The sequence below is a fragment of the Planktothrix sp. FACHB-1365 genome, assembly GCF_014697575.1.
In the GTDB taxonomy this organism is placed as follows: Bacteria; Cyanobacteriota; Cyanobacteriia; order Cyanobacteriales; family Microcoleaceae; genus Planktothrix.
Window position 1 is genome coordinate 75,445 of record NZ_JACJSC010000016.1, and the last position, 19,306, is coordinate 94,750.

Consider the following 19,306-nt stretch of genomic DNA (forward strand, 5'->3'; position numbering starts at 1 on the left):
CAGGTCTAAATCCTGAAACCCTTTCACACCTTACTGTTCCCTGTTCCCTTTCATCGTAGCGCTATAACCGTCAACCGTAAGCTATCAACGGTTAACCCTCAAGCTTCTAATAGCGGTTATCGCGTAAATATTGCAGAATTCCTTGGGCGATCGCTTGGGCCATACGACTGCGTTGAGCCGGATCACCTAACATATAGGCATCATAATTATTTGTCACAAACCCCGTTTCCACTAATACCGAAGGCATCGAGGTATTTCGCAATACATAAAAACGCGCTTGTTTAACTCCTCGATTGGGCAATTGTGAAAAACTGCTCATAATACTATTTTGAATATATTGAGCTAGACGACCACCACTGCTGTAGTAAAATGTTTCAATCCCACTGGCGGCTGCATTGGTGGCTGCATTGGCGTGAATACTGACAAATAAGGTCGCATTCATGCGATTCGCCATATCCACACGGGGTTCTAACTCAACGGTGCGATCATCCAAACGAGTCATCACCGCCTGTACCCCATTTTGTTGCAAAATCTGAGCCACCTGTTGAGAAATCGAGAAGACAACATCTTTTTCTCGCAGTCCGCTCACACCCACCGCCCCCGCATCACTACCTCCATGTCCGGGGTCAATAATCACGACTACTCGACTATTGGGAAGGGGAAGGTTAGACGGTGGAGTTGCTGAACGTGGCGGAAACGGAAACGGATTCGGATTCGTTTGCGGAGGATTAGAACGAGGGGGAAATGGTAAGGGATTAGTATTCGTTCTGGGGGGAAGAGGTCTAGGATTAGGAGTTGGAACCGTCGCAACGGGGGTACGTCCAGCCGGAGGAACCCCTAACCCTTCTCCGACAAAAGGTAAAGCCAGTTGTTTCGGACTACTTTGACTAATTTGACCCACTTCAATCCGGGTTGCGGGTTTAATTAATAACGTAAAGGTTTCCGGGTCTTCCCGACGTACCCTTGTCCAAATAATCGGACTCCCAACCTGTCGTTGGGGTAGGGAAACTCCCTCAGCTAAAGCCGCAGAAAAAAACGTAATACTATAGGACTGAGTTTCAGCATCCCAGCCACTACTATAGTTCAGGGGTTGATCCCCTTGGATCAGAAGTTGTTGGTTACGGATTTCAACGGATTTAATCGTCGCAAACCCCGCCGAAAGTTGAACGGCTGGAGGTGTCCCCCCTTGGGGCCAAACCGCCACCCCCCCGGCGGACGCTCTGGCTTGCCAATTTTGATTCCGTTTCGGGGTACTCATGGTGACTCGAACCACCGGAGGGCTGCTAGACAGTTGGGTAACTTGCGTAATCGTTACCCCATCTCGATTCACCTGTTTTCCCGCACTGGTTGACCGACTCGCCAAGGTTGCACCCAGGATATCTAAGGTCATCCAACTGCGATCTTGACTTTGTTTAAATTCAATCTCTGGCATTTTGCCTGTGGTGTGCAGCACAATGCCATTATCGCGAATTTCGACCTGAGCTAAGGTGGTATTCGCTTGATTCGGAATCGAACGATTAACCGTCTGTTGGGGCGTTGGAGGCTGCGGAGGCAGAGGGCGAGGGGTTGTCGCCACAGGATTCGGCTGTGCTACAGGGTTGGGTGTGGATGTACCGATAGGCTGAGGCGAGGGCAGTTGTACGCTCCACTGACTAGAGGAAATACCGCGAAACTGTACCCCTTGAGGATCGAGGGTGTAACCATTGGCTAATTCCACAACAATCCGAGCCGTTTGATTATCCACCTGACCGACTCGAATTTCCCGAATAGCACCCCCAATTACCTGCTGACGGGTAACGCCGCCTAAGCTGGTTCCGGGTAAATCAATCACTAAGCGGGTGGGATTGGACAACAGTTGAGCTTTGGGTTGTACCCCGCTATCGGTGGTAAAGGTTAGGCGGTTTTGAGCCGTTTCAAATTGCCAAGATTGTAGTCTCGCGGCTTGGGCGGGAGAGGTCAGGATAAAAAAGCTCGTTAAACTGGGTAGTAACCAACGCAAAAATAGAGTTTTTCCCATTCGTGACACGCTAAGAACCTGAATTAATAATTGAACCTGGGTCAAGGTTTTACACTCCCACAGCCACACCAAATCGGGATTGTCTTCGCTGTCGTCAGTTGTTGGCGAACAGTCGGAAGCTCGAATCCTCACACACCGTCTGAAAAACGCTGATTTGTCCCACTGGGACAGAATCAACAAAGCGAGTGAATCATATCATAGTTTAGCGATCGCAAGTTTTATTTACATCCCGTTATTGATTAATTCGGTGAGAATTTGTCAATTGAATATTTTGTTGGGGAATCCCAATGGAAATCTGATGTTGATCAAAGGCAATTTTTAAACGCCGTCGATATTCTCGTGCTACCGGCCATTGTTGTAGAGGTTGAGTTTTAATAAAAATCCGAATTCCCATTCCGGTATGATTGAGTTCATCGACTCCTAAAACCGTTGGCGGTTCTAAAATATAAAAACTCCAGTCCGGGTCTTGCTTCAGGGTTTGAGCGACTTCATTAATCACTTGAATCGCGTGATCAACATCGGTATGATAATCCACTCTTAAGGTTAAATCGATCTGTGACCAACCATTAGAAAGATTTTCAACGCTGGTAATAATTCGGTTGGGGACAGTAATTAAATTCCCGTTTGTATTTCGCAGTTGAGTAATGCGTAAATTCATATTCTCAACTTTACCGGAGAGTTGACCAATGGTAATCACATCTCCCACTGCAAATTGATCATCAATCAAAATAAAGACCCCGGCAATAATATCTTTAATTAAATCATTGAACATAATTGATAAAGCTAAACTGATTAACCCCCCTGCGGCTAAAATACTAGCAGAATTGACTTTTAAAACCGCCAAAATCGTAATCATCCAAATGATCAACCAAACCACAATAGCAATACTTTTTAAAGTTTGAGCTAAGGTGTAAGCTCGTAAAGAGCTACGACGATAAACATTAGGATTAACACTAAAAAAAGACGAATCTTCTAAGGCGATCATAAATCGATCAATAAACAGAAGAGTTAAGCGATTAGAAAGATAGATAAAAATTGTGATCATTAATAAAATATTAATGGCTCTTAAAATTAATTGATAATAGCGAGTTTGAGGAAACAAGCCTAAAATAATAAAAAAAGCCGTGTAAACGATGATAATTTTTAATATTTCTAAAACCTGACGTTGAAATGTATTCCAATTAATTTGCTTTTTAATTTCAATAAATTCTTGATTTGATTGCTCAGAATTAACATCAGTAATCGGTTTGGGTTTATCATGATTTAAGGGATGGGATGGAATATTTTCTGAGAGAATTTCCCATTTTTTCTTTAATTGTTTTTGTCGATAGGAAATCAAAGCTATTGCTATTAAAATTCCCAAGAGTAGAGAAAAAGCAATTGCAAATTTTTGCTTTAAAAAGTCAGGCTGACGTTCTGATTTAGCTTGTAAAATTCCTTCCTTAATAATCGGAATTAATTCCATAGCATGGCTTTCAGGATCAACGCCATCAATTTCAGCATCTAATGACGTAACAGTCATCAGTTCATAGGGTCTTTCTCGACCTTTCCAAGACGCATAAATTACAGGTAAATTATTTTTAATTTGATAAAAAACCTGTAAACTATTCCAGTCAAACTGACTATTAACAATAAATAAAAGTCGATTTTCTATTTTTCTAATCCGCCGATTAATCGCAGGATTTCCATTGTCATCATTACTGACACGAGGGGCACTAATTTGAAACAATTCTTGACCATCTAATCTGACAGTACCTTGTACGAAAGCGGAATCATCCCCAGGGCCGAGAAAATTGTTCAAAGAATTAGCATTTGGGACTTGTCCCCAAGCTTTCGGTATCGTGATTAAACTCAAGGTAATCAGCATTAAACTGATCAAAAAAATTCCTGGATATTTAGACTTAAAAAAACGCATTTTAACAAATAGTTAAATTAAACAGTTTAGGAAAATAAATTTAAAATTATACCCCCTAAACTTTAGAAATAGAGATCGATTGTTCACCCATCAAAATATCATTATTGAAGGTCATAGATTGGCTATCTTCCTGACAGATGGCTAAATCAAACCAGAAAGTTGTTCCCACACCTAACTCACTAATTAAATGCACTTGACTGCGATGTTTTTCAATAATATTTTTAACAATAGACAACCCTAATCCGGTTCCTTCTAAAGTATGAACTCGATTTTCCACCCGGAAAAACCGAGTAAAAACAGCACCTTGATCTTCCGGCGCAATTCCAGTCCCTGTATCAGAAACTTCTGTGCGAATATAACGAGTTTTCTGCTTATTTTCAACTAAGTGCAAATCAACAGGACGAGGGGGAGGAGGCGAAATAATCCAGCCTCCTTTTTCAATTTCTTCAAGTTCTTGATCAATCTTGAGATCATCTTCTTCCAACAAATAAACCCGAATAATCACCCGTCCCCCCGAAGAGGTAAATTTCAAAGAATTCCCGACTAAATTCGTTAAAACTTGCAACAATAAATCATAATGTCCTAAAACTGAAGGTAAATCCGGTTCAATTTCTCGACTTAGTTCAATGCCTTTATCCTTCGCATTCAGTTGATAGGTTCTCAAGGTTTGTTCTACGACTTGTGCCATATCAACAGGTTCAAAATGATAAATGCGACAAGATTCTAATCGAGATAAATCTAACACATCATTAACTAAACGAGTTAAACGATCTGTTTCATGATTCGCCGTTGCTAAAAATTCTTGTCGTTCTTCCTCCGTTAAATCTTCCCCATAATCATGCAACGTTTCAATAAAAGATTTTATATTAAATAACGGTGTTCTTAATTCGTGGGAAACATTACTAATAAACTGACTTTTAGCATCATTTAACTCCACTTCACGGGTAATATCCTGAATGGTCATGGCAATTCCTTTTAAACTTTCCCGATAATTCCCTTCTTCGGGATGGTTTGCCATAACATCATACCCGTCTGTTTCTAGTCTGTGGTCTTCGGTGTCTTTTTCATATAACGTACATTCCTGAACATAGGGACGTTCTGATAATTCACAAGTATTATTCGTATCATTAATACAACTATAACATAGAGGTTCAGTCCCCGGAGATTTATGTAATAAAACCGTTGTTAATAAAATTCTCAACGTGCGGTTGGTTGGTTCTCCCAAAGAACAGCGAAACTCGCCCCCCTCTAAGGTTCCACAGGCGATATTTTGTAAAGGTTCAGATAATTCTTCAGCAACTAAAGTCGGTAAAAAGTTGAGAACATTATTACCAATAACCGTCGTTCCTTCCCACCCAAACAGACGGCGTGCTGTGGGATTCACTAACATTAAATTCAATTCTGCATCAATTAAAACTGCCCCATCAGCAATGGTTGAAACTAAGGTTTCTAATTTCGCTTTTTCGGCTGTTAGTTCTTCAAAATTTTGTTCTTCAAAACTTTCTAGGCGTTCAGCCATTTCATTGAAACTCGATATTAATTCTCCTAATTCACCCCCAAAGGGTAAATCCACTCGTTGATTAAAATTTCCCGCCGTAATATTTTTAACTCCTTGCACCAATTCCTTAATCGGTTGAGTAATGGTTAACGCATTAAAAACCGCCCCTAAAATCACCATCACCCAAATAGAAACAAACACCGCTAAGGTGACATCACGGGTTAAATTGGAAGACACCACAACGGTCGGATTTGGATTAATTCCGATGGCTAAAATGCCTAAATAACTGCCATTGTGCATCAAAGGAACAAAAACATCTGTTACCTCTCCCGCAGGTGTTAAATGTTGTCTAATCATCGGTAAATCAGCAAAATTTCCTGACTCCACACTGGCTAAAAAATTATCCGGTAATTGCATCCGTCGCCGCAGTGTTAAGGAATTTTGCACCGCCGAATCAGAAAAGGGTAAACCTAGGTAAATTTCCCCTTCTTGATCCGCATATAACATATAACGAACACTAGAGGTACTGGTGTAAAATTGACGAGAAAATCGTGCGACTTCATCCCGTTTTTCCTCGGCAATTAGAGGGGCAACATTGGCGGCTAAAAGTAACCCTAAATCTCGACCGTAACGGGTATCATTAAGACGAGCATCTTCCTGAATGGTATTAACTGCCCAAAACGTTAAACTACTCATCAACAAAGAAACCACCAGGGTTGCCCCCGCCATTAACCGAGTTTGCAGGGTAAACTCTGACCACCATTTGCCAATAATGTCACCTATTTGTTTGAGGACTCTCAGCATTTTAGGACGATTTGGGGATTGAGGGTTCGGGGGTAACTCTGGGTTCATCGGCAATACAGTTAGGGTTCCTGATTTGTCGATATACCATATTCATCTGTGGAGATGCAGAGTTTTATCCCCAGTCAGCGTTAAGTTTTGTTAACAACACTATACATCCTAACAGCAGTTATCAGTTATCAGTCATCAGTGATCAGTTATCAGTGTGTCGGGGCTGCTGGCTGTCAGATGTGGATTATTAGCTAAAATCTTGATAAATCCGCCTAATGTCTGGCTATCTCCTGAAAGCCAGCTTCATCCAGTCACTACAAACTCTAGCTTTATGAGTGAATCAACGGTCTACTTCTGAACTGATAACTGATAACTGATAACTGATAACTGTTAATGGTCAACCCTAAACCCAATATCCCGACGACAGTAGAGTCCTTCAAAGTTAATACAGTCAACCGCTTTGTAGGTTTGGGTGATAGCTTCTTTGAAGGTAGACCCAATGGCTGTAACCCCTAAAACTCGTCCACCATCGGTGAGAATTTGGCCGTCTTGAAGTTTTGTTCCCGCATGGAATACGATGGCCCCCGATGCTTCTGCTTCTTCTATTCCGGTGATGATTTTGCCTTTTTCATAGGAACCTGGATAACCCCCAGAAGCTAACACCACACAAACAGAAACCCCAGGTTTCCAGGTGAGAGGAACTTGTTCTAGGCGTTGTTCACAACAGGCGAGTAACACTTCATCTAAGGGGGTGTCTAATAAAGCGAGAACCGCTTGGGTTTCCGGGTCGCCAAACCGACAGTTAAATTCTAAAACCTGAATTTCGCCTTCTGGGGAAATCATCAACCCGGCATACACCACTCCTCGATAATCTATTCCCCGTTGACGTAGGGTGGCTAAAGTAGGTTCTAAAACCTCTTGTTGGACACGCGGCATCAGTTCAGCCGGAACAATGGGAGTTGGGGCGTAAGCACCCATTCCCCCCGTATTGGGGCCAGTATCCCCTTCTCCGGCTTGTTTATGGTCTTGGGCGGGAACTAAGGGGCGAATGGTTAGACCGTCGGTGAGGGCAAGTACGGAGGCTTCCTGTCCGGTTAAGAAGTCTTCCACGACAACTCGCAGGTTATCCTGGCCAAATTCCCCAGCAAAAATACTATCGATGGCTGCATGGGCCATTTCAACGGTTGTGGCAACCGTGACCCCTTTTCCGGCGGCTAACCCATCTGCTTTAATGACAATAGGGGCGGTTTGCACATAAGCTTTAGCTGTTTGAGCATCGGTAAAGACAGCAGCTTTAGCAGTGGGAATTCCGGCTTCTTCCATGAAGGCTTTTGACCAAGCTTTACTGGCTTCAAGTTGCGCCCCGGCTTGGTTAGGGCCGAATACTTTAATATTGTGTTGTTGTAAATAGTCGGTAATTCCTAGGGCGAGGGGTAATTCTGGCCCAACGACAACTAAGGATATTCCCTGAGTTTCCACTAAGGTTTTGATACCTTCAAAGTCTTCTACAGATATCGGATAATTTTGGCAGCCTTTGAGGGTGGCTGTTCCCCCATTTCCAGGGGTACAAAACACTTGTTCAACGTTGGGTGACTGGAGTAATGTCCAAGCGATGGCGTGTTCCCGTCCCCCATTTCCAACGACTAGAATTTTCACGTTTTTTTGTTCTCGAATTGATGAGCAGTTTTTGATTGTACAATTGTGGCGGTTGTTTTTACATCCGGTTGAGGATTGCTATATTTTAACCGAAAAATATAACCTGAAAAAACATCTATATAACTGTCTAGGGGCGAGGCGCGCCTCGCCCCTACGATGAATTCAATTTCAAGCCATTTCTACAATAGATTAAAATTTGCTATGTATAATTTAGTATAATTTAAAAATGAACTTGCTTTTAAGATTAAGCCCAATGACTGATAATTTTTATCCTTTAACTTGTGATTACGATCTTTTATTGATTGATAAAGATACTTTTACTGTTGCTCGGTTTAAAGAATTTGCGATGGATTCTTTGAATAAAACAATATATAGCAGATGCTCATCAAATCACGGGCCTGAGATTTTTAATTATCTTAATAATTATGGCTATGAAATAGATCAAAAAATTGTACTAACATTAACACAAAGCTCTTGGAGTAATGTTAGTACGTCTGTTGAATGTAAATTATTGAGTTTAACTTCTGGTAAAGGTTGGATTAGTGGGAAATTAATTATAAAAAGCACTGTGAATTTTTTCCCTGAAGACTATAAAAACTTTACTTATGATCCAAAATCTCCATCTTATCCAAAATCTGAAATTGACATGGAATTACAATTTTGTCCCGACGAACTCGAACCATTAGAAACCTCTGATGCTTCCTTAGATGAATTGAGACAAAAACTACAAATTTATTAATAATAATAGAATTTGAGGATATTTCATAGGGTACTTTTTCTCGTTTCTCTCGTTCCCTGATTCCACCCATCGATTACAACTTAAGGCAGAAAAGCTGTTGTCAAGTGGCATAGGGAGACAGATCTAAAAGGGGTTTTTGCCGAGATTTAGGGATAACTTTAACAATCCCTAAATCTTGATTTTCCGGTGCAGTAAAGTAAGCAATAGGGTCAGATGCTTTTTGCGCTCGATTGAGCTAAGTTAAAGTGATAAAAACCCCGGAATAACATTTCGATAGAAGCGGTATCATCAGTCAGGCAGATCAGGCTTGTTGACGGCATGGTAGAGCATGATGCCATCGCGCATCAGTGAGACCTCGAATCCGTAGGCTGGTGTCTGCCGCTCGGCACTCGTTTGCGCGGTGCAGCGAACCTCAAAGATGTCGCCTGTACGGACTTGAAATGGCGACAATGCCACATGAACGGGTGCCCAGCTCGTGTTGTCGAAAGCATCGATGACTTGGCCTAGCCCCACTTCGAGGTGAATCCATAACAGCAAGCCATCAAACACACCGTCACGGGTGGCGATGAAGCTTAGTTGGCACTCCCTCGAACGCGGTGGCTCACCGCTCTGGAAGTCGAGTGCCTCGAAGATCTGCTCCGGTGCTAGAAGACTGGCGCGGGGGATATTGTGGATCTTGTAGCGTGTCAGATCGATCACCTGCCCGAAGGTGTCGGTCATCGACGGCGCGAATGAACGGATCAGTGCCTCCGTTGCATCGTCGGGGTAGAGATGGGACGGTCGCTCCACTGGACTCACCCAGGTCTTGCAGCCTCGGGGGATCATCACCGCATCGTCTGTGAGCAGGCGTCGGGTAGCGTCGTGCAGGAAACGTGTCGCACCCTCGGCGTCGCCGATGGAGCCGATAATCTCGGACACACACACCTCCCCTAGCTCCGGCAGATCGATCTCCGTGGACAGTCCGTGGATGAGTGTCAGTTGCTCCCCGAGGCAGAGGGTCTCGGCAAGAGCGCAACCGCGCTCGTAGGCGTCGCGGTTGGCCTCGATGGCGTAAATCTTCCGTGCACCCGCTATCGCGCAGAGTTGGGTCAGAAAGAGCCGCGAGCCCGGACCGATCTCCACCACCACCCGGTCTCGGACGGTCGCGTCAATCACCCGACGATACACCTCGTTGCGGACGCTGTCGCGCACAAGCATCTGGTAGACGGTCTCATCCCAAGACGCATGGTGGTCGGCGAGATAGGGGAAAGGCAGGCGCAGGACTTGCTTGGCGCGGATCATTGCCCAGATCTGATCGGCGAGTTCAATCTCACGTGTCACCTATGATACCTCCCTGGACTGGGACTCCAGCATGTTCATGACGGCTCCTTGCCTCTGAAGGTCGTTGTGCAATCCGCAGCCGGAGGCCACTCTTTGGTCGCGATACTGTGCCCATGTAGAGTGGTACCGACCGCTCCGAAACCGGCGTAATGTCAAAGCCTTGAAGTGCCTGGGCAAGGATGAGTTGACCTTGTATCAGCGAATAGCGCATCGCCACACAGGTGCGGCGACCGCCACCAAACGGCATCCAGGCGAAGCGATGGCGCGTGTCCGTCTCTGCGAAGCGCTCCGGCTCGAAGCACTCGGGTCGCTCCCAGTGCTCCGGGTGATGATGAATGGCATGGGTGATTATCGAGACGATCGTGCCTGCGGGGATCGGAACCCCGTCGATCTCATCATCGGCAGTGGCCATGCGCTGGATTTGATACACGGGTGAGCAGAGCCGTAGCGTCTCCTGGATGACCATGCGGCAATAGCGCAGGCACTCAAGGTCTTCGTAGGTAGGCACGCGCTCCCCCAGAATCTGATCCACCTCCGATCGGGTGCGCGCCAGAGCAGCCGGATTGTGAACCAGTAGATCCAGCATGCACCGACTCGTGACCGCCATGATCTCGTAGCCGCCGAGCAGCAGAGACACAACCTCGTCGCGCAGAAATTCATCAGTCATGTACTCGACTGCATCATCATCGACCTGGGAGAGCAGGATGCCTAGTAGATTCGTGTCCGAACCCCCGTCCTCGATATGCCGATCCATGAGCTGCGTGGTGATATCGAGCACCGCCTTGATGGCCTTCTGCTGCCGTTCCTGGCCGAACAATGGTAGCCATTGCGGGAAGCCCGATCCGATTATGCTGAGCCAGATGTGATCCATGACCACTTCGCTGTTGGCTGCAAGTTTGTCCGCCTCTTCGTTACTAATGCGCACGCCGAACATACTTCTTACACTGGCATCAATGGCGATCCGGCTCAGGGTCGCGCCAACGTCGATGACCCCCCCGATGCACTCGGCTGAGTCCCATTCGCGGAGGTGCTCGGTGATCACCTCAATGAGCAGCTCGCTGAGGGAGCGGATGTTGGAATTGCTAAAGTGTGGCTGAACCGTCGCCCGCTGGCGACACCAGATCTCGCTCTCGCTGTCCGCAGTGGACAGACCCTCGTTGGTTAGTTCGCGGATTGCTGCCCGAAAGCCCTGGTTGCCGCCCTTGCTGCGGTAGTTGTCAGCATTGTCCACCAGCACATACTGAGCGTGCCTCGGCTGGCACAGGGCGATGGCTTCCGTTGCACCAAGCTTGATCCGAAACAGATCGCCGTATTTCGCCCGAGCATCGAGCCAGAAGCTGGGCTGCGCCTTGGCGAGATCTGGGATCACGCCGACGTATGGCCAGCCACCGATCTTGGGTAAGTTCATGTCCATGGTTAGCCCCTTAGCTTAGATAGTCTTCGGCACCGCCGGCACGGACGGTGTCAAGCGTGAAGCAATGGAATCCACCGGAGAATAGCCGTCGGTGCCGATGGCGAACCGGAATAGTGGTGAATCCGTGCCGCTCCAGGGTGCGTATCAATTCCGGGAACAGGGAGTTGACCACGACGGTATTCTCGTCGATGGAGAGTACGTTCAGGTCGATGTAGGTGCTGGTGAGTACCAACTCATCATCGTCATAGTGCGGAAAGATATTCTCCGTCGGTTCCGGCGGGTAAATAACATCCCACTTCTGGAGCGACTCCGGGATCTGCTCACGCACAGAGGGGTTGCGTAGCAGCAGCAGACCTGGGCGCAACGGTAGGATGGTACTGTCAATGTGATTGTCGTTCAGACGATAGACTCGGTGGAAGCGGAAGCGACCTTCAAAGTGACGCTCCAGCCATTTCAGACCAAGCTCATGATTCTCGGTGGAGACATTGACTAGGATGTCTTTACCAAAACGCAGGCATTGGGCGCTGTCGAACATAATCTCGAAGCCGGTATCGAACTCGGATGACTCCTGGGAATAGACAGCCTGAATAGCCGGTACATTCTGACCAGACACATAGGAGGTGTCGAACGAGCGATCCGTCATCATCGGCCGCGGCATGGAAGACCAGCGCGAACCGCCTCGGAAGTAATGATAAAAGATAGGTTTGAGCAGATCGTTCTCGAAATAACGCGCCCGCACCTGTGGGGCTGTTTCGATGATCTCATCGCCAACAATCATGGCTTGATCACGAACGTTGAGTGCTGGCATCGTCGTCGCTTCCCAGTAAGGGGTACGAAACCGCATCACCTCTGTCAGTGGCGTTGGACGGTGCACGGTCACCTGAGCCATCTTCAGCGCCGTGACCAGCCCTTCCACGTCCTCATTCAGCTCTTCGAGGTATTGCTTGCTGAACTTGCGTACTGGCGTGCGCTTATTGGCGTCGTCCATTGTCGCCTTGTTGTGTTCGTAGTAGGGATACCAAAACGCCGAATAGGCTTGATCGTGAAAAAAGAGCTTGAATGATAGTTCAAGCTCCTGCGCGTCGTAATGAACGGGGGAGCCCACAATCACCTCTTTTAGGGGAGACCACTCATCATAGCTGTTGACTTTCATCAGTCTGTTTGGGCTTTTTGTGTCGAGGAATGAGCCTTGTAATGATGGGTCGGAAAGGTCATCGAGACCCCGACCGTCAGTGATAGCTGGATCAGAAGCCATAGGAACGATATTTTTCATTTGCACTGAGACTGTAGATGAGCTTGCTGCCTAGCAACGACAGAAACTTGAAGGCAAGGGTCGGTGCGGGCATGGTGGGCATGGCTCGCAGTGCCGAACGCGCCACATCGGGACGGGCCCCCGGTCCGGTGAGGCGGTACTGAGCCGAACTGATGGGCCCGAACATCACCTTACTCCAGGTGGGGAGGTCGCTCACAAAGAGTTGACGCAGAGGCGGCTTGCAGCCGATAACCTCGGCGACGCTCTCAAGGAAGCGTAGATAGTCCGTGAGAGTCGCGAGTCGCTCGGCATCTGCCACAAAATGTTCACGATCTAGACGCCCATGGGTTTCGATGTCGCGAGTCATGTCGGTGCTGCTTGGCAACTGCTTGATACCGCTAACGAGCAGCGCGAAGTAGCGTGCCTGCATCTCGGCACAGGGGGGGATGCTACCAATACCAGGTCGCACAAAGCCGATCCACGCAAGCTCGGTACCAATGGCTGGATCGATCATGCGCTTATAGAGTCCGCGAACGCGCGTACCCATATCGACGAGATCAGGATGGTGTTCAGCGAAGAATGGAAATTGGGTCTGATAGCCTGTACACAAGACAATGGCATCGCAATCGAAGTGGGTGCCGTCAACAAACTGCACGCGACCCGGCTCGATGCGCTCGATGCCTGGCTTGTATTCAGTGCCGTGGTGGATCAGAGCCTCAACGAAAGCACTATTCTTGGTGGAGAATCGACGAAACGCCGATAGGCCACGGGCGGCGTTGATTTCCGCGGCTCGGTGAAGCACCTTGGGATCGTCGTCCGGCCCCATGTAGGCGTCGATCAAACGCAGATTGAGCTTGAACAGCGACGATTCCATCACTGGCAGTGGAATTGCGTGGTAACACCGGCTTGAATCCACATCCGTGGGTTGACCGTTGTAATAGCGTGGAATGACGTAGCCCGGCCCTCGGCGCGTTGAAACTGCCGTCGCTTGGGCAACCTGGGCGATTTGAAGCGCGATGTCGGAACCGCTTTCACCGAGTCCGACGATCAGCACACGGCGGTGGGCGAAGCACTCTGGCCGCCAGTAGTGAGACGAATGCAGCACATCACCGCCGAAGTCATCGAGTCCGGGCCATGTCGGACTGTTGCCACGTTGGTGGCTGCCGGCACAGACAGCAACATGATCCACCTCGAATTCTTGCTCCTGAGCAGGTGGGTGAGGGCTTGACGAGGCCGCTTCGATATAGGCTGGCGGCACTTGGCGGCGGGGTGTCGCAGTGCCCTCTTGCACGCTCTGTACGCGAACCCGCCAAGTGCCCGTACCCGCGTCGCGGCGGACTGAGGTCACGTGTGTGGAGCAATAAATGTGCGGGAAAAGCTCGAAGCGCGCAGCGTAACCGTACAGGTATTCAAGGTATTCGGCGCAAGTCCAAACATGGGCCTCGCCCTCCTGACTCGGGTGATCGCCAAAGCTGGTGAGCAGATTGCTGCTGACGAGCCGCAGGTCGTCGTAATGGTTTGCGAAGACACCGCCGATCATCGACTGTTGCTCGAAGACGAGCACATCATGCCCCTGCTCAAGCAACTCTTTAGCCGTGACTAATCCTGATGGCCCCGCACCAATGACCGCGATCCGCCGACGCTTGATGTCCATCTTACGCATGTTCTATCGATCTCCCATTCCACCTTGCTCTTATAACCAACTATTTCTTTGCTATAAATAATATCAGTAGACCGAAAATTTTTACGATCGCACCCTAAAAGTCAATAATTAAGAATGATTCAATCCATTGTGGACTTACACCGTTATCCCATCCTGGACACGCAGGCCGGGGGCGGTCGCTCAGTGGTAGAGGCCTGTCATCGCCAGTTTCGTGAGACTGGCCTGTGTATGTTGCCCGGTTTCTTGCAGCCCGAAGCCCTCTCAACTATGGTCGGCGAAGCACAGCGACTCTCCGGCGAGGCCCACATCACCGAGCAATACGGAGGCTCAGACACCTCGACGGATCCGCGGGCGACCCATGCCAAATTCGGTGCTGTCGCCTATGACCGGCTGGCGGACGACTCGCTGCTCCGGGCACTCTATGAATGGGACGGCCTCACGAGCCTAGTAGAGGCGATCGTGAACCAGCCCCTCAATCGCACCGCTGATCCGCTGGTGTCTTGCACCTTGTCCTATTTCTCTCAGGGGGACGAACTGGGCTGGCACTACGACTCCAACGAGGCGACTGTATCGCTGCTGCTGCAAGCAGCGGACGAAGGAGGTGCTTTTGAATTCGTGCCGAGAACCCGCGGTCACGGAGTCGATGCCAAGGAGCGGGAACAAGCCGTGTTGGATGGGCAGGCTGAACATCTGATTAGCCCTGATCTCACAGCTGGCACTCTCTCAATCTTCAACGGTAACCAGGCCCTACATCGAGTGTCGCCCAATACCGGCAAACGCCAACGAATTGTAGCCCTGCTCAATTATGCAGCCGAAGCTGATTATGTCTTTAACGAGCAGGTTCATATGCGATTTTTCGGCCGAACAAGCCCAAGCATGAGGAAACAAACTAGACGAATACCGTGACACAGGAAATACACGGGATACTTAATAGCCTCGTCTCTTTAGAGCGCAGAGTGTCAATCATAGCAACGTATCCAGGTTATAGCTTGACATTTGCGGCACCCAATGCCGTTCCGACGACGTGGATTTTGACCACGAAGCTCAGCCGAGTTCTATGCTATCGCCCGGGCAAAGCTCGCGAACCTCGATCGAGCCAAGGCCTTTATTAGTCAGTCGTTCAGCCAACGCATTAGGTCTGCCGATCAACCCTGGGAAGATACCAAAGTGCATAGGAATGACTACCTGTGGCTGAAGCAACTCAACCGCCTTCACCGCTTCTTTCGGGGACATGGTGTACTTGTCACCAATCGGAAGCATCACCACAGTCGGTTCGTACAGTTCGCGGATGAGCGCCATGTCACCAAACACATTGGTATCACCCGCGTGATATACGACCGTGCCGTCCGAGAAGGTCAGAACATAGCCCACCGCCTCGCCGCCGTAGATGATGCTACCGTCGTCATCCTGGATACCACAACTGTGGTCTGCGTGAACCATGGTCAGACGCACGCCGTGGTGCTCCACCGTACCGCCTTTGTTCATGGTCGTGAGGTTCTCGACACCCTTGCGCTCCAGCCATTTGCATAGTTCAAAGATACCGACCACGATCGGTTTGTGTTCGCGGGCCAGTGGTACTGCGTCGGCGATATGATCGAAGTGTCCGTGGGTAATGGCCATGATGTCGATGTTTGCGAAGGATTTTCGATCATCGGGACAAGCCGGATTACCGGCAATCCAGGGATCGATGAGCAGGTGCTTGCCCTCCGGAGTCTGGATAGAAAACGTGGCATGGCCGAGCCAGGTTGCCGTGATGGTCATGCTTGTTCACCTCGATTCAAACGAATTGATTCAGGGCGCATGGTGCGTGTCAGGGATAGGTGCAATCGTATCATGAAGAGCCGCTGAGTCCACAAGACACCCGCGTTCAAACTCGCCGTGGGGAGATTGACTCTTTCCCAAAGGTCGCGTAAAAAGAAATCGGTAAGCGCCGACGCTCAAAACGCACCCGATCCGAAAGAAATTATTATGCAGATAACCACTTTACAAAACAAAACCGTCGCTCCCCTTGGTTTGGCCAGCGTCCCCGACAAGGACATGGATCCGCGCTGTCCGGGCCGAGCCGCCGCCGCTGGCATCGATTATTTCTTCTTCTACAATCTGTCTTACACCTCGATGATCGACGGCTTAAAACCCCTGCTGGCTGAACGGCGGGACACCATCGCCGTAGCCACTGGCAGCCTCAGTCGTGGCCGGAGCGACCTGCGCAGCTACCTCGATCAAGTACGTATTACACTCGATACCGAGGTGATAGACGTGTTCTATGCCGAGTGGATCCGACCGGACGATGACATGGATCAAGTCCTCGGTGAGGTCTTGGACGAACTGCACAGATGGAAAGAGCAAGGCATCATCCGTTACGTCGGTGCCTCTGTGCACAACCGCCCCCTCGCCCTCGCGCTATTGGCAAGCCGCAAGGTCGAGGTATTGATGCACCGTTACAATATGGCTCACCGGGGAGCGGAAGAAGCCGTCTTGCCTACCGCCCTCCAACTGGACGTGCCAGTGATCGCTTATACCTGCACCCGATGGGGTTCCTTGCTCCAGGGTCACGATGCTTGGACTGGAGACATCCCCGCCGCGTCGGACTGTTACCGCTATTCTCTCGACCACCCAGCCATCCACCTAGCCCTGACCGCGCCGGCGACGCTGGAAGAACTCGAGCAAAACCTAGACATCCTTCACAACCAGAGCTTAGACCCCACTACCAAACGTCGCTGGGAGGAGTACGGGACTCTGATCTACGGCGACGGTCGCGATGCCTTCGAGACAAAGTGGCTCTAGGGCGTGTCATCAAATAGGTGCGACCTAGTTTAGAATCAGTAGACTCAGTGAATTAAGTCAATCGATAGGAGTGCTATTATGACGCGCCGATATGCCTTGCGCGACGACCAGTGGGAGAATCAAAGACTTATTGCCGGGGCGATAGGAAACTGTCGGGGTGACAGCTAAAAACAATCGATTATTTGTCGAAGCCTTATTGTACCGTTATCGAGCAGGCATCCCTTGGCGGGACTTACCCGAAGGATTTGGAGATTTTGGTTCTTCCGTACTTGCAGTTCGCAAACTTTCACTGTTTCTCGTAAGGCGGATAAATGGTTTGTTTCTTTCGTTTTGGATGCCGAAAAAGTTACTCCAATTTATCACCCAATCGAACGAGTTGGAGTTAATTTAGGTATTTTAGTGAGATTTGGAGCAGTTTTTTGGGGCAGTAGGATGAGTCAATCGACGATCAACTGGAAACAGGGCTTTCAGCTTCAAGGGTATCATATCGAGAAACAGAATATTCGTGTTCTACTTATTGGGGATAGTGTTATCGCTGGAACGAAATTCATTCAGTGTTTTCATCGACACATCCACATCAAAGAGGCTGGCGGTGAGAAGAAGTTCGAGATAGTCAAGCAAATTACTACGGAAGCAATGGGCTGGAAGTTCCTATTATTCCTCACAGATGAACTCTCTATCGATGTTGATTTCATATTTATATTTCTTCATGCTGCGGAAACAATAGCAAAACCATCTGAGTTTAGGCATGTGTATGCGTTATTCAGTTACCTCCATGCTTATGCTAGTGATGGTAAGATGCCCCATGTAGTTATCTTCCGAACCCCAACAGGCAGTAGCTACGGTGAGTTTAAGCGTGAATTATGCCAGCTTGAAGCCAGGGTTCACCAAGAGCTAGGAGCTTCTCTTGTTGAAATTTATTCTCCTCAGACAGACCTGCGGGAAGATGAAACCCATTACACACAAGAAGGTATATTGAATCTGTCAAAGAGCATCTCAGAACTTTGTGATCAGCTGCAGAGAGTTCAGGTGTTTAATGAAGCGGGCGACTTGAAAGGTTTTCTCAGCAACTCGTTGAAGTTCAACGTACTAAGGAAAAAGACGGCAAGGTCTGGTTCTTCTGAGGACATTTGTCGCTTAATACTAGAGCCATCTTTCCGAGATGTAGAGTATTTGTTTCCTCATGAATCCATTCAGGTAACAGGGGTTGGGAAGGAGGTTCTTTGCTTATGTTTCATTGGTCCTTATTCTGGGGTTATAGCTGTTCGCACAGTTTCGGATTCTCATGCAATCACGCTTTCAGACTCATGGTGCACTGTCTCCCGTCCGTATGTTGTATCTCTCTGTTGTTCTGAGGAGAGTGTAGAGCATCTCTTGGAGATTACACTGACTGACAAAATACCCAAAGTGCAAAAGTACACATTGTCTGAACGCTTCGATCATGAGCCATTGATCGACCAAAGCAAGAAGTCATTCGAGTTCGAGATTTCTAACTACAGATATGCTGGACCTACGTTGTTCCCATTTGTGGCTTTTTGTATTATCGATTATTGAAGCTATTCGGCGGCGAGATGATACGGTACTCGACAAGAGATTTTCCTCAAAAATTGAACTTGTCCGCCGTCAATAAGCGCGGTAATGAACATCGAGTGATTAGAGGAATTGGTTTAATAAGCTGTATTTATCTGAAACAGGATAAATGCAATTAAAAAGAAACTAGCGATCGCTAACCCTGCTGTATTTAATTCACTCGCGATCGCTAATATTAATGTTAAGCTAATACCCAGAAAAAAGAGATTAGCTCCGATTAAAAGTTGACAAGGAAGTGAAGCTCGTTTCCAATTCATCGCTCTTATTGATTCTCCGAGGATTTTTGAACTTGCTGACGATACTGAGTAATCTTATTAACCGCTTGTTGGTCAGCTTGATCAATATTGAGAGACATCTTTTATCCCCGTAAATACACCCCATTTCATTCCATGAATTAGGATAAAAAGTGCGATATCAGGACGCATAACCAGATCAGGATCATTCACTAAATCTAGCCCTAACACATCTGAATATTTCCGATAATTGTAATTCCAAGTGAGTTGTACATAACCCCGTCCGTCCATAGTAGGGATAATAAGGTAAAGTTTTGCGGTCATTTTACCCTTCAATTTCACCCAAATAATAGGATTCTTTTACGGGTTGGAAACTATCATTTGAATTTCTGCACAGAAGAGTTGATCTTCAACTAACACGCCAGAGGTAATA

General features: G+C 48.0%; 15 protein-coding genes and 1 pseudogene. 5 read left to right on the forward strand and 11 right to left on the reverse strand.

Annotated elements, in window-relative coordinates:
- Window positions 1–106: 106 nt before the first annotated feature.
- The 4 genes from H6G57_RS17455 to purD all read right to left on the reverse strand — a co-directional run bounded on the left by H6G57_RS17455 (window position 107) and on the right by purD (window position 7,878).
- A complete protein-coding gene (locus H6G57_RS17455; RefSeq protein WP_375539534.1) occupies window positions 107–2,062 on the reverse strand; it encodes an N-acetylmuramoyl-L-alanine amidase in 1,956 nt (651 codons plus the stop codon).
- A gap of 187 nt (window positions 2,063–2,249) precedes the next feature.
- Window positions 2,250–3,932, reverse strand: coding sequence for a mechanosensitive ion channel family protein (locus tag H6G57_RS17460; RefSeq protein WP_190520778.1), 1,683 nt, complete (start codon window positions 3,930–3,932; stop codon window positions 2,250–2,252).
- A gap of 55 nt (window positions 3,933–3,987) precedes the next feature.
- Window positions 3,988–6,234 carry an ATP-binding protein gene (locus H6G57_RS17465; protein WP_190520851.1) on the reverse strand — a complete coding sequence of 749 codons (2,247 nt, stop codon included), beginning with the start codon at window positions 6,232–6,234 and terminating at the stop codon, window positions 3,988–3,990.
- Window positions 6,235–6,612: 378 nt separating this feature from the next.
- Window positions 6,613–7,878 carry a phosphoribosylamine--glycine ligase gene (purD, locus tag H6G57_RS17470; RefSeq protein WP_190520780.1) on the reverse strand — a complete coding sequence of 422 codons (1,266 nt, stop codon included), beginning with the start codon at window positions 7,876–7,878 and terminating at the stop codon, window positions 6,613–6,615.
- A gap of 226 nt (window positions 7,879–8,104) precedes the next feature.
- Here purD and H6G57_RS17475 point away from each other — a divergent pair, with 226 nt between their 5' ends.
- Window positions 8,105–8,617, forward strand: a complete 513-nt coding sequence (locus tag H6G57_RS17475) for a KGK domain-containing protein (protein ID WP_190520782.1) — start codon at window positions 8,105–8,107, stop codon at window positions 8,615–8,617.
- A gap of 288 nt (window positions 8,618–8,905) precedes the next feature.
- Here the strand turns inward: H6G57_RS17475 and H6G57_RS17480 are convergent, their stop codons facing one another.
- From H6G57_RS17480 to H6G57_RS17495, 4 genes are read right to left on the reverse strand one after another with little or no spacing between them, the layout of a single operon-like run.
- Complete coding sequence (locus tag H6G57_RS17480; protein WP_190520784.1) at window positions 8,906–9,937, reverse strand: hypothetical protein; 1,032 nt, start codon at window positions 9,935–9,937, stop codon at window positions 8,906–8,908.
- Entirely contained in the window at window positions 9,927–11,351 is a 1,425-nt protein-coding gene (locus H6G57_RS17485) for a cytochrome P450 (RefSeq protein ID WP_190520786.1), read from the reverse strand. The genes H6G57_RS17480 and H6G57_RS17485 overlap by 11 nt, the downstream gene beginning before the upstream one ends.
- Window positions 11,352–11,361: 10 nt before the next feature.
- Window positions 11,362–12,606, reverse strand: a complete 1,245-nt coding sequence (locus tag H6G57_RS17490) for a glycine amidinotransferase (protein WP_242049004.1) — start codon at window positions 12,604–12,606, stop codon at window positions 11,362–11,364.
- A complete protein-coding gene (locus H6G57_RS17495; RefSeq protein ID WP_190520788.1) occupies window positions 12,596–14,266 on the reverse strand; it encodes an NAD(P)/FAD-dependent oxidoreductase in 1,671 nt (556 codons plus the stop codon). The genes H6G57_RS17490 and H6G57_RS17495 overlap by 11 nt, the downstream gene beginning before the upstream one ends.
- A 114-nt stretch (window positions 14,267–14,380) precedes the next feature.
- Between H6G57_RS17495 and H6G57_RS17500 the strand changes: the two genes are divergently transcribed.
- Window positions 14,381–15,172 (forward strand): phytanoyl-CoA dioxygenase family protein, encoded by a 792-nt coding sequence (locus H6G57_RS17500; protein ID WP_190520790.1) that lies wholly within the window; start codon window positions 14,381–14,383, stop codon window positions 15,170–15,172.
- A gap of 138 nt (window positions 15,173–15,310) precedes the next feature.
- On the opposite strand, the gene H6G57_RS17505 is transcribed toward H6G57_RS17500, so the two are convergent.
- Window positions 15,311–16,027 (reverse strand): metal-dependent hydrolase, encoded by a 717-nt coding sequence (locus H6G57_RS17505; RefSeq protein ID WP_190520792.1) that lies wholly within the window; start codon window positions 16,025–16,027, stop codon window positions 15,311–15,313.
- Between the two features lie 126 nt (window positions 16,028–16,153).
- Here H6G57_RS17505 and H6G57_RS17510 point away from each other — a divergent pair, with 126 nt between their 5' ends.
- From H6G57_RS17510 to H6G57_RS17520, 3 genes and pseudogenes are all read left to right on the forward strand, one after another.
- Window positions 16,154–17,050: an aldo/keto reductase gene (locus H6G57_RS17510; protein ID WP_242049005.1), complete on the forward strand. Its 897-nt coding sequence runs from the start codon at window positions 16,154–16,156 to the stop codon at window positions 17,048–17,050.
- Between the two features lie 78 nt (window positions 17,051–17,128).
- A pseudogene (locus tag H6G57_RS17515) lies at window positions 17,129–17,306 on the forward strand (transposase); the annotation flags it as partial.
- Complete coding sequence (locus H6G57_RS17520; RefSeq protein ID WP_190520856.1) at window positions 17,273–18,604, forward strand: hypothetical protein; 1,332 nt, start codon at window positions 17,273–17,275, stop codon at window positions 18,602–18,604. The pseudogene H6G57_RS17515 and the gene H6G57_RS17520, both read left to right, overlap by 34 nt.
- 113 nt (window positions 18,605–18,717) lie before the next feature.
- Here H6G57_RS17520 and H6G57_RS17525 read toward each other — a convergent pair whose 3' ends face one another.
- Both H6G57_RS17525 and H6G57_RS17530 read right to left on the reverse strand, forming a co-directional pair.
- Window positions 18,718–18,897 (reverse strand): hypothetical protein, encoded by a 180-nt coding sequence (locus H6G57_RS17525; protein WP_190520796.1) that lies wholly within the window; start codon window positions 18,895–18,897, stop codon window positions 18,718–18,720.
- An 81-nt stretch (window positions 18,898–18,978) separates the two neighbouring features.
- On the reverse strand, window positions 18,979–19,197 hold the full coding sequence (locus tag H6G57_RS17530; RefSeq protein WP_242049006.1) for a glycoside hydrolase family 19 protein: 219 nt from the start codon (window positions 19,195–19,197) through the stop codon (window positions 18,979–18,981).
- Window positions 19,198–19,306: the final 109 nt, after the last annotated feature.

Excerpts from the sequence above, each read along its gene's own strand:
- H6G57_RS17490 (WP_242049004.1), bottom strand. The coding sequence starts at position 12,606 with ATGGCTTCTGATCCAGCTATCACTGACGGTCGGGGTCTCGATGACCTT.
- H6G57_RS17475 (WP_190520782.1), top strand. The coding sequence starts at position 8,105 with ATGAACTTGCTTTTAAGATTAAGCCCAATGACTGATAATTTTTATCCT.
- H6G57_RS17495 (WP_190520788.1), bottom strand. The coding sequence starts at position 14,266 with ATGCGTAAGATGGACATCAAGCGTCGGCGGATCGCGGTCATTGGTGCG.
- H6G57_RS17500 (WP_190520790.1), top strand. The coding sequence starts at position 14,381 with ATGATTCAATCCATTGTGGACTTACACCGTTATCCCATCCTGGACACG.
- H6G57_RS17505 (WP_190520792.1), bottom strand. The coding sequence starts at position 16,027 with ATGACCATCACGGCAACCTGGCTCGGCCATGCCACGTTTTCTATCCAG.
- H6G57_RS17525 (WP_190520796.1), bottom strand. The coding sequence starts at position 18,897 with ATGAATTGGAAACGAGCTTCACTTCCTTGTCAACTTTTAATCGGAGCT.
- H6G57_RS17485 (WP_190520786.1), bottom strand. The coding sequence starts at position 11,351 with ATGGACATGAACTTACCCAAGATCGGTGGCTGGCCATACGTCGGCGTG.
- H6G57_RS17465 (WP_190520851.1), bottom strand. The coding sequence starts at position 6,234 with ATGCTGAGAGTCCTCAAACAAATAGGTGACATTATTGGCAAATGGTGG.
- H6G57_RS17460 (WP_190520778.1), bottom strand. The coding sequence starts at position 3,932 with ATGCGTTTTTTTAAGTCTAAATATCCAGGAATTTTTTTGATCAGTTTA.
- H6G57_RS17530 (WP_242049006.1), bottom strand. The coding sequence starts at position 19,197 with ATGACCGCAAAACTTTACCTTATTATCCCTACTATGGACGGACGGGGT.